This window comes from Ottowia sp. (assembly GCF_016703145.1).
In the GTDB taxonomy this organism is placed as follows: domain Bacteria; phylum Pseudomonadota; class Gammaproteobacteria; order Burkholderiales; family Burkholderiaceae_C; genus Ottowia.
Window position 1 is genome coordinate 283,201 of record NZ_JADJCO010000005.1, and the last position, 9,329, is coordinate 292,529.

At 70.2% G+C, this 9,329-nt stretch carries 11 protein-coding genes; 5 read left to right on the forward strand and 6 right to left on the reverse strand.

Annotation, left to right across the window (positions count from 1 at the left end):
• Positions 1-47: 47 nt before the first annotated feature.
• The 3 genes from IPG65_RS14465 (at position 48) to IPG65_RS14475 (ending at position 3,107) form a co-directional block, all read left to right on the forward strand.
• Positions 48-773, forward strand: coding sequence for a CoA pyrophosphatase (locus IPG65_RS14465; protein ID WP_293191088.1), 726 nt, complete (start codon positions 48-50; stop codon positions 771-773).
• Between the two features lie 55 nt (positions 774-828).
• Positions 829-1,812 (forward strand): CobD/CbiB family protein, encoded by a 984-nt coding sequence (locus IPG65_RS14470; RefSeq protein ID WP_293191090.1) that lies wholly within the window; start codon positions 829-831, stop codon positions 1,810-1,812.
• 83 nt (positions 1,813-1,895) lie between these two features.
• A complete protein-coding gene (locus tag IPG65_RS14475; RefSeq protein WP_293191091.1) occupies positions 1,896-3,107 on the forward strand; it encodes a CaiB/BaiF CoA-transferase family protein in 1,212 nt (403 codons plus the stop codon).
• A gap of 10 nt (positions 3,108-3,117) precedes the next feature.
• On the opposite strand, the gene IPG65_RS14480 is transcribed toward IPG65_RS14475, so the two are convergent.
• Together IPG65_RS14480 and IPG65_RS14485 are read right to left on the reverse strand one after the other, a co-directional pair.
• Positions 3,118-3,693: an ATP-binding protein gene (locus IPG65_RS14480; RefSeq protein WP_293191092.1), complete on the reverse strand. Its 576-nt coding sequence runs from the start codon at positions 3,691-3,693 to the stop codon at positions 3,118-3,120.
• 3 nt (positions 3,694-3,696) lie between these two features.
• Positions 3,697-4,026 (reverse strand): hypothetical protein, encoded by a 330-nt coding sequence (locus IPG65_RS14485; RefSeq protein ID WP_293191093.1) that lies wholly within the window; start codon positions 4,024-4,026, stop codon positions 3,697-3,699.
• On the opposite strand from IPG65_RS14485, the gene IPG65_RS14490 reads away from it, so the two are divergent.
• Positions 4,025-4,408: a hypothetical protein gene (locus IPG65_RS14490; protein WP_293191095.1), complete on the forward strand. Its 384-nt coding sequence runs from the start codon at positions 4,025-4,027 to the stop codon at positions 4,406-4,408. The two genes, IPG65_RS14485 and IPG65_RS14490, sit on opposite strands and share 2 nt — an antisense overlap.
• A 71-nt stretch (positions 4,409-4,479) precedes the next feature.
• Positions 4,480-5,328, forward strand: a complete 849-nt coding sequence (locus IPG65_RS14495; protein WP_293191097.1) for a GNAT family N-acetyltransferase — start codon at positions 4,480-4,482, stop codon at positions 5,326-5,328.
• A 270-nt stretch (positions 5,329-5,598) separates the two neighbouring features.
• Here the strand turns inward: IPG65_RS14495 and IPG65_RS14500 are convergent, their stop codons facing one another.
• The 4 genes from IPG65_RS14500 to IPG65_RS14515 form a co-directional block, all read right to left on the reverse strand.
• Positions 5,599-6,147: a VOC family protein gene (locus IPG65_RS14500; RefSeq protein ID WP_293191099.1), complete on the reverse strand. Its 549-nt coding sequence runs from the start codon at positions 6,145-6,147 to the stop codon at positions 5,599-5,601.
• A 22-nt stretch (positions 6,148-6,169) separates the two neighbouring features.
• Positions 6,170-6,394 carry a DUF2783 domain-containing protein gene (locus IPG65_RS14505; protein WP_293191101.1) on the reverse strand — a complete coding sequence of 75 codons (225 nt, stop codon included), beginning with the start codon at positions 6,392-6,394 and terminating at the stop codon, positions 6,170-6,172.
• Positions 6,395-6,406: 12 nt separating this feature from the next.
• A complete protein-coding gene (locus tag IPG65_RS14510) occupies positions 6,407-8,086 on the reverse strand; it encodes an FAD-dependent oxidoreductase (protein ID WP_293191104.1) in 1,680 nt (559 codons plus the stop codon).
• 82 nt (positions 8,087-8,168) lie between these two features.
• Complete coding sequence (locus IPG65_RS14515; protein WP_293191106.1) at positions 8,169-9,134, reverse strand: MBL fold metallo-hydrolase; 966 nt, start codon at positions 9,132-9,134, stop codon at positions 8,169-8,171.
• Positions 9,135-9,329: the final 195 nt, after the last annotated feature.

The window sequence follows — 9,329 nt, forward strand, 5'->3', positions numbered from 1 at the left end:
AAGCCGCCTGCAGCGCATCCCGCCCAGGCGGTTTTTTCGTTCCGTCCATGGCCACACCCCTGACTCCGCTGCCCCAGTTCGATCCGCGCCGCGTGCCCGTGTCCGGCGTGGACGCGCACCTGCCCGCCGTGCCGGGCGAGCGGCTGACACCCGCCGCGCTGCGCCAGCGCTTCCACGCACCGCCGCGCTGGCAGCCCGAGGTGCGGCGCGAGCCGCGCTTCGCCGACCGCGCACCGGCGGCGGCGGCCGTGCTGGTGCCGCTGGTGGAGCGGCCCGACGGCCTGTCGGTGCTGCTGACCGAGCGCACTGCCCACCTCTCGACCCACTCCGGCCAGGTTGCCTTCCCGGGCGGCAAGGTCGATGCCGGGGACGCCGACGTGGTCCACGCCGCCCTGCGCGAGGCGCACGAGGAGGTGGGCCTGGAGCGCGGCTTCGTCGACGTCATCGGCCAGTTGCCGGTGTATGTCACCGGCACCCAGTTCATCGTCACCCCGGTGGTGGCGCTGGTGCGCCAGGGCTTTGTGCTGCACCCCAACGCCGATGAGGTGGCGCACGCGTTCGAGGTGCCGCTGGCCTTCCTGATGGACCCGGCGCACCACCGGCGCCACCGCTTCGAGTGGGACGGCCAGATGCGCGAATGGTTCTCCATGCCCTACCTGGAGCCAGCGCGCGCCATCGCCCAGGCCGGCGAATCGCCGCCCGAGGCCGAACGCTACATCTGGGGTGCCACGGCGGGCATGTTGCGAAACTTCTACAGATTCCTCGCCGCCTGAGCCCGCGCACCACGCCGGTGCGTGGCCGCGCCGCCGGCGTCACTATCATCGGCGGATGATCCTGTTCGTCATCGTGATCGCGCTGTTGCTGGAGCAGGTGCGGCCGCTGGAGCCGCACAACCCCGCCGCCGCCGCGCTGCGGCGCTGGGCACGGGCGGTCGCCCACAACGTGGACACCGGCACCGGGCACCACGCCTGGCTGGCCTGGACGCTGGTCGTGGCCCTGCCCGCGGTGGCGGCGGCGGCGGTGCACGGGCTGCTGCTGTGGTTGGGCGGCTGGCCGCTGGCGCTGCTGTGGAGCGTGCTGGTGCTCTACCTCACGCTGGGCTTTCGCCAGTTCAGCCACCACTTCACCGGCATCCGCGACGCGCTGGAGGCGGGTGACGAGGAGCGCGCCCGCCAACTGCTGGCGCACTGGCAGCAGGTCGACGCCGGCGCGCTGCCGCGCACCGAGATCGTGCGCCTGGTGATCGAATACTCCGTGCTGGCCGCGCACCGCCACGTCTTCGGCGTGCTGGCCTGGTTCTGCGTGCTAGCCGTGGCCGGGCTGGGGCCGGCCGGAGCGGTGTTCTACCGCAACGCCGAGTTCGTGCGGCGCTACTGGCAGCGCAAGACACAGGCGGCCGACCACCCCTCCAGCCCGGCGCTGTGCGAGGCCGGCGACGCCGCCTGGCGCGTGATCGACTGGCTGCCCGCGCGCATGACGGCGCTGGGCCTGGCCATCGTCGGCAGCTTCGAGGACGCCATCGACGCCTGGCGTCAGCACGCCGCGCGCTTCGCCGACGCCAACGACGGCGTGATCCTGGCGGCGACGGCCGGCGCCATCGGCGTGCGGCTGGGCGGCGCCGCGCTGCGGCCGGCGGCGCCCGGCGGCCTGGGCCAGCCCATGCCCGGTGCCGCCGGCCTGGCGGCCGAGGGCCTGCCGGGCGAGCCGCCGCGCACCGCGCACTTCACCCAGGTCGTCGGCCTGGTGTGGCGCATGGTGGCGCTGTGGCTGCTGCTGCTGGTGCTGCTGACGCTGGCGCACGTCTTGGGCTAGAAATCTGCCTGTGGCCGGCGTATTTATTGCGCATTTAGCTATCAAAAATGCAGCGATTCGAATCGCTGAACCGACCGCGACCCATGACCCATCACCCCGACACTCCTGGCCGTCCGCTGCCGCTTTCGGGCTTGAGGGTGGTCGAATTCACCCACATGGTCATGGGTCCCACCTGCGGCCTGGTGCTGGCCGACCTGGGCGCCGAGGTGATCAAGGTCGAACCCATCGAAGGCGACCGCACGCGCCACTTGCTGGGTTCGGGCGCGGGCTTCTTCCCCATGTTCAACCGCGGCAAGAAAAGCATCGCCCTCGACCTGCACCAGCCCCAGGGCGCGGAGGTGGCGCGGCGGCTGGCTGCCAGCGCCGACGTGGTGGCCGAGAACTTCAAGCCCGGCACCCTGCGCAAGTACGGGCTGGACCACGCCGCGCTGTCAGCGGCCCACCCGCGCCTCATCTACGTCAGCTGCAAGGGCTTTCTGCCCGGTCCCTACGAGCACCGCACGGCGCTCGACGAGGTGGTGCAGATGATGGGGGGCCTGGCCTACATGACCGGCCGCCCGGGCGACCCGCTGCGCGCCGGCACCAGCGTCAACGACATCATGGGCGGCATGTTCGGCGCCATCGGCGTCCTCGGCGCGCTGGTGCAGCGCGGCATCACCGGGCGCGGGCAGGAGGTGCAGACCGCGCTGTTCGAGAACAACGTGTTCCTGGTCGGTCAGCACATGCTGCAGTACGCCATCACCGGCCAGCCGGCCGCGCCCATGCCGGATCGCATCTCGGCCTGGGGCGTGTACGACGTGTTCACTGTCCGTGACGGCGAGCAGATCTTCCTGGCCGCCGTGAGCGACGCGCAGTGGAAGACGTTCTGCGACGTGCTCGGCTTCGCCGACCTGCTGGCCGACCCGCTGTACGCCGACAACAACGCCCGCGTGCGGCTGCGCGCCAGCCTGCTGCCCCTGCTGCGCCAGCGCCTGGCCTGCCGGGAGGCGTCGGCGCTGGCGGCGTTGTTCGAACGTGCGGGCCTGCCCTACGCACCCATTCGCAAGCCGGAAGAACTGTTTGACGACCCGCACCTGAAGGCCACCGGCGGCCTGGCCGACATCCAGCTCACCGACGGCGAGCGCCGAGGCCAGACCACGCAAACCACCTTGCTGCCCTTTACCCTGAGTGGCGCCCGTCTGGGTGCCGGCTCGCAGCCGCCGACGATGGGCCAGGACACCGCCGACCTGCTGGTTTCCCTGGGCTACGGCGCCAGCGAGATAGAAGCGCTTCGCGCCAATCACTCGGTCGCCTGAGACAAGTGCTTCAGGCCGCTGCCGGCGTGCCATGGCCCGGCGCGCGGCGCAGCGGCGGCCACAGGGTGAACACCGTGCCGTGTCCGTCCGGCACCCAGCCGCAGCGCGCGCCCAAGGCCCGCGCCCGGCTGCGCACGTTGCCCAGGCCCCGACGTCCGGGTGACAGGACGTCGGGGGCAGGGGGCGTGCAGGGGCGGCCGTCGTCGTGCACACGCACCTGCACGCCGGGCGCGCCGCCGTGGGCGGCCTCGGCGGTGGAGACGGTGATCTCGGTGGCGCCGCTGTGCTTGGCGATGTTGGTCAGTACCTCCTGCAAGATGCGCAGCACGTGCAGCGCGCTTTGCGCATCCAGCCACGGCAGGGGCGGCACGTCGCTCATCCGCCAGTGCAAGGCAATGCCCGCCTGGCCCAGCCGCCGCCCCAGCCGGTAGCGCAGCGCGCCCAGCAGGGCCAGCAAATCGGCGCCGGCGCATTCGAGCGAGTCGATGGCGATTTTCAGGTCGTCGATGCACTCCTTGAGCACCTGGGCTACGTTCGCGGGCTGGTTCCTGGCTTGGCCGTGCTCCACCAGGCGCAGCGCGCTCATCAGCTACGAGCCCACGCCGGCGTGCATCTCGCGCATCAGGCGCTGGCGCTCGTGCAGCAGGGTTTGCTCGCGCTCAGCGGTGCGCAGGCGCTCGTGGGTACCTTGCAGCTCGCGTTCCTGCGCGGCCAGGCGCTCCGCCAGGGTGGCGCGGGCGTGGGCAGCGGTGGCCAGGGCCTCGGTGTAGCGCGTGAAGGCGGCGTAGAGGAACACGGTGAGCAGGCCCAGGTTGACGTAGGGCGTGAGGTAGATGCCTTCCACATCCAGCCGATAGTTCTGCATCAGCATGTCCTGCACGGGCACGGGCACGGGCACGGGCACCTGCACCGTGGCCATGGACCAGGCGCGCAGCGTGACGGTGCAGTTCGCCCTCGATACCTACACCATCGGCGGCAGCGTCGACAACCTGACCGGCACCGGGCTGGTGCCGCGCAACGGCGGCGAGGAATTACCCATCAGCGGCAACGGCGGCTTCACCTTTGCCCACCCGGTGGCGCATGGCGGCAGCTACGCCGTTACCGTGCATGCGCAGCCCACGGGCCAGACCTGCACGGTGGGCAACGCCAGCGGCCGCGACGTCGCCGCTGATGTGAACGACGTGCGCGTGGACTGCGCCGACATCACCATCCCCATCACCCCACTCGCCGTACCCGTGCCCGCGCTGAGCGCGTGGAGTCTGGCGCTGCTCGGCCTGCTGGCGCTGCGCCGCAGGGTTTGAAGGTTTTTTTTGGCCTCCAGCGCTTGCCAGACAAGCGCTGGCAGCTACAAAAATAAAAACACAATACGACCATGAGCACCGACAACTACTCCATCCGCCCCATGCGCCGCGACGAGCTGGACACCGCGCTGCAATGGGCCGCGCACGAGGGCTGGAACCCCGGCCTGCACGATGCCGCGTGCTTTCACGCGGCCGATCCGCAGGGCTTTCTGGTGGGGCTACGGGGCGACGAACCCATCGCCTGCATCTCGGTGGTGCGCTACGGGGCCAGCTACGGGTTTCTGGGCCTGTACATCGTCGCGCCCGAACACCGGGGCCAGGGCCACGGCTGGGCGCTGTGGCAGGCGGGGATGGCGCACCTGGGCGAGCGCGCGGTGGGGCTCGACGGCGTGGTGGCGCAGCAGGCCAACTACCGCCGCTCGGGCTTCGTGCTGGCGCACCGCAATGTCCGCTACCAGGGCGCGGCGCGGCATGGCGGCGGCGCGGGCGGCGTGCTCGATCTGCGCGCGGTGGATTTTCAGCAGGTGCTGGACTGCGACCGCCCCTGCTTTCCCGCCGGGCGCGAGGCCTTTCTGCGCGCCTGGGTGCGGCAAAGCGGCCACCATGCGCTGGGCCTGGCGCAGGGCGGTCGGCTGGCGGCCTATGGCGTGATCCGGCCCTGCCTGCAAGGCCACAAGATCGGCCCGCTGATCGCCGACGACGCCGCGCAGGCGCAAACCCTGCTGCGGGCGCTGATGGCCCGGGTGCCCGAGGGCAGCGCCGTCTTCCTGGACGTGCCGCAAACCCACGCCGCCGCCGTGGCGCTGGCCGAGGGGCACGGCATGGCGCCGATGTTCGAGACCGCGCGCATGTACAAGGGCGCGCCCGCGCTGCCCGACATGCAGCGAACGTTTGGGATTGCGACATTCGAGCTGGGGTGATTCCATGCCATACCGGCTTGCATCGCCCTGGGCGTGCACTTCCCATGGATGTGTTTGCAGGGGCCGCCGTTGCCGCAACCTCGGCGTTTGCAGTTCACCTGCTGTGGCGCCGTCGACCTGAACCAGGCCTGCCTCGAGTCAAGACGCGAAGCTGATTCGGACACGGGTGGAGAAGTCCACGGTTGGACTTCCCGCGAACATCGAACCGCCAGCGCAATTCAAACCCGTCATCGGTCCCGCTGAGAAGGCATGAACCACGGGCGTGCAGCCTCAATGTGCTCCCACCTTCCCACTTCCGTCGTGCATCCAGCGCGCGTGCCGCGGGGCCTTCTTGGTCCGGTCCCATTCGTTCAGCATGTCCCACTTCACGGCGTCGAGCTTGCGGTTCATCTCGGGCGTGGCGGTGTTGGCGCACAGCTCCAGGCGGTGGCCGGAGGGGTCGAAGAAGTAGATCGACTTGAAGAGGGTGTGGTCGGTCGGGCCGATGACCTCGATGCCGCCCGCCTCCAGCCTGGCCTTGGCCTTGAGCAGGGTGTCCATCGAATCCACCTTGAGCGCCAGGTGCTGCGTCCACGTGGGCGTGTTGGGGTCGCGGCCCATCTCGGGGCGGGTGGGCAACTCGAAGAAGGCCAGCACGTTGCCGTTGCCGGCGTCCAGGAAGACGTGCATGTACGGGTCGGGCTCCTGGGTGGAGGGCACCTCGTCCTCGGCGATGGCGAGGATGAAGTCCATGTCCAGGTACTTGCCGTACCACTCCACGGTCTGCTTGGCGTTCTTGCAGCGGTAGGCGACGTGGTGGATTTTCTCGATGAAGGCCATGGCGTTTCTCCTTGCGTGGCGATTAAACACCTGCGCGGGCGATGCGCATCGCCTCGCGCAGCACGGCGATGTCGCCGACGTGGTTGGCCAGCAGCAGGACCAGGCGCGCGTTGGCCGTGCCGCTCTGCGCATCGCTCAGGCCCTGGTGCATGTCGATCAGCAGTTCGTAGAAGTCGTCGCCGGGCGAATAGGGCTGGAAGTAGCGCTGGCCGGGTTCGCCGAAGTTGGGCTGGGTGTTCAGGGGCATGTGGGCGGCCTTTCAGGCGTTGCAGGTGGCGCGGGCCACGGCGGCCCGCACCTGGGCGGCATCGAGCGCGCGCCAGCGGGCGGCCACGTGCTGGTCGGGCCGCGCCAGGTAGGTGGTGCCGGGCCGCAGGTCGTAGCGCTCGGCGACCAGGCCCTGGGTGTCGATGACGGTCTTCAGGCCGCCCGGGGCCTGGCCGCGCCGGGCGACGACGAGGGCCTGCACGCCGATGGCGCCGCCGGCCAGACCGCGCAGGGCCTGCACGGCAGTGGCGTCGAGCCGGCTGGCGTCGTCGGTGCAGTGCAGGGCATGGAAGCGGTTGCCCAACTGGCGCAGCAGCCAGCCGTGCGCGCCGTCGACCGCGACGGGCGCGTCGGCCATGGGCGCGCCGGGGATCATCTGGCCGGCGAAGGCGTCGGCAGCGATGTCGGTATCAGGCGTGTTCAGGCGCGAGTCGGCCAGCCAGGTGGGCACCGACAGGCGGCCGGAGTTGACCAGCGCGCGCGCGAACGGGTGGTCGGCGGCCAGCGCCAGCACGGCGTCGCGGAAGGTGCGGCTGGCGGCGCTCTTGGGCGTGATGAAGTCGGTCGAGCGGGTGGAGTTGCGGATGTTCTCGTCGGCCGCCGCGCCGCGCTCCTCGCTGTAGGTGTCCAGCAGGGCGGGCGGGGCCTGGCCCGCGATGACCAGCCTGAGCTTCCAGGCCAGGTTGTCGGCGTCCTGGATGCCGCTGTTGGCGCCGCGCGCGCCGAAGGGCGACACCTGGTGCGCCGCGTCGCCGGCGAACAGCACGCGCCCGTGGTTGAAGCGCTGCATGCGCCGGCACTGGAAGGTGTAGATGCTGACCCACTCCAGCTCGAACGCGCGCCCTTCGCCCAGCATGGCGCGGATGCGGGGGATGACGTGCTCGGGCTTTTTCTCTTCCACCGGGTCGGCCTGCCAGCCCAGCTGGAAGTCGATGCGCCAGACGTTGTCGGCCTGCTTGTGCAGCAGCACCGACTGGTGCGGGTGGAAGGGCGGGTCGAACCAGAACCAGCGCTCGGCCGGGTAGTCGGCTGTCATCACCACGTCGGCGATGAGGAAGCGGTCCTTGAACACCTGGCCTTCGATGTCCAGCCCCAGCTGGGTGCGGATGGGGCTGCGCGCGCCGTCGGCGGCGACCAGCCAGTCGGCGGCGAGGGTGTAGGCGCCCTCGGGCGTCTCGACGTGCAGCGTCACCTGGTCCGTGCCCGCTTCGATGCCGACGACCTTGCTCTTGAAGCGCATCCGCAGCTGGGGCAGCTGGCGGGCGCGCCGCAGCAGGTAGTCCTCGAGGTAGTACTGCTGCAGGTTGATCATGCCGGGGCGGCCGTGGCCGCTGTCCGGGCGCAGGTTGAAGTTGAAGACTTCGCCCTCGCGCAGGAAGGTGCGGCCCACGTCCCACGACACGCCCTTGCCCACGAACTCGTCGCCGAAGCCCATGCGGTCCAGCACCTCCAGCGTGCGCTTGGCGTAGCACACGCCGCGCGAGCCGATGGAGACGGTGTCGTCGTCGTCCAGCAGCAGCACGTCCTGGCCCTGCTGCGCCAGGTCGATGGCGGTGGCCAGGCCCACCGGGCCGGCGCCGACCACCACCACGGGGTAGCGGCCCCGCTGGCCCGATTGCAGCTCGGGCGGGCGCTCGAAGTCGAACCGGGGGTAGCTGAAGGTCTTTTGCATCGCGCCTCCGCTTTTCAAGTCAAATCGGCCGCTAGCCAGTGTGGATATTGCGCTGGAAGCTATCGAATAGATAGTAAACAGGTCACGGCTGCTGCAGCGCGTGCCACATCTGCTGGTCGCGCTCGGCGGTCCAGATGCGCGGGTCGCGGATGCCGCTGGCTTCGTCGTGGGCGCGGGTCACGTCGAAGGGCAGGCAGTGCTCGTAGATGAAGACCTGGGCGAACTTGGGGTCCATCGCCCGGCGCGTGTGGGCCATGGTGGCTTTCAGGTCCATCTTTTGCGCCACGGCCTCCTGGGCGCTGGCGTAGAGCGTGGTGACGAAGTCGCGCGTGTAGGCCAGCCCCTTGCGCACTGCTTCGGGCGTGGTCAGCGTGGGGCCGCGGCCGGGCACCAGCTGGTCGAAGTTCATGGCGGCCAGCTGGTCCAGCGTGGCTGGCCAGTCGGCCAGGTAGGCGTCGCCGGTGTAGCAGGCGGCGTCCGCTTCCACCAGGTCGCCGGAGAAGCAGATGTTCTGCGAAGGCAGGTAGACGATGGCGTCGCCCTTGGTGTGGGCGCGGCCCAACTGCTGGATGCGCACTTCGAGCTGGCCCAGCCACAGCGTCATCTCGCCGCTGAAGGTCAGCGTCGGCCAGGTCAGGCCGGGCACGCTCTCGACGGCCTGGAACAGGCGCGGGAAGCGGCCGATCTCCGAGTCCATGTCCTGCTGGCCGCGCTCGACGATGAGGTCGCGCGTGTCCTGGCTGGCGATGACGTGCTGCAGGCCCTCCGCGCGATAGCCCGAGGCGCCCAGCACGCGCACGGCGTGGTAGTGCGTCAGCACCACGTACTTGATGGGCAGGTCGGTGATCTCGCGGATCTTGCGGATGACGCCCTGCGCCGCCACGGGCGTGGCGGTGGCGTCGATGATCATCACGCCGTCGTCGCCGATGATGACGCCGGTGTTGGGATCGCCCTCGGCGGTGTAGGCGTAGGCGTTGGCGGACAGCCGGTCCCAACTGATCTGTTTTTCTTCGAGGTCGGCGTGGGAAGCGAATTTTTTCTCGGCCATGGCGGGTCTCCGGCAGGTGGGCGGGGGCTGCGCGGATTGTCGGCTGAATTCGGCTGGACGTGGCGTTCGGGCTCGGGCGCGGCGCGGGGTTCGTGCATGGGGCATTGTCCAAATGCGGGGGCGCTTCTACACGGTTTCGTCCAACCCGCCCGGTGCAAGCCCATTGGCACCGCGGCGATCATCCGCTCCCTCGAT

Bases quoted from the DNA above. Each gene is read 5' to 3' on its own strand.
- IPG65_RS14515 (WP_293191106.1), bottom strand. From the start codon at position 9,134: ATGGCCGAGAAAAAATTCGCTTCCCACGCCGACCTCGAAGAAAAACAG.
- IPG65_RS14500 (WP_293191099.1), bottom strand. From the start codon at position 6,147: ATGGCCTTCATCGAGAAAATCCACCACGTCGCCTACCGCTGCAAGAAC.
- IPG65_RS14465 (WP_293191088.1), top strand. From the start codon at position 48: ATGGCCACACCCCTGACTCCGCTGCCCCAGTTCGATCCGCGCCGCGTG.
- IPG65_RS14510 (WP_293191104.1), bottom strand. From the start codon at position 8,086: ATGCAAAAGACCTTCAGCTACCCCCGGTTCGACTTCGAGCGCCCGCCC.
- IPG65_RS14485 (WP_293191093.1), bottom strand. From the start codon at position 4,026: ATGGCCACGGTGCAGGTGCCCGTGCCCGTGCCCGTGCCCGTGCAGGAC.
- IPG65_RS14505 (WP_293191101.1), bottom strand. From the start codon at position 6,394: ATGCCCCTGAACACCCAGCCCAACTTCGGCGAACCCGGCCAGCGCTAC.
- IPG65_RS14490 (WP_293191095.1), top strand. From the start codon at position 4,025: ATGGACCAGGCGCGCAGCGTGACGGTGCAGTTCGCCCTCGATACCTAC.
- IPG65_RS14480 (WP_293191092.1), bottom strand. From the start codon at position 3,693: ATGAGCGCGCTGCGCCTGGTGGAGCACGGCCAAGCCAGGAACCAGCCC.
- IPG65_RS14470 (WP_293191090.1), top strand. From the start codon at position 829: ATGATCCTGTTCGTCATCGTGATCGCGCTGTTGCTGGAGCAGGTGCGG.
- IPG65_RS14475 (WP_293191091.1), top strand. From the start codon at position 1,896: ATGACCCATCACCCCGACACTCCTGGCCGTCCGCTGCCGCTTTCGGGC.
- IPG65_RS14495 (WP_293191097.1), top strand. From the start codon at position 4,480: ATGAGCACCGACAACTACTCCATCCGCCCCATGCGCCGCGACGAGCTG.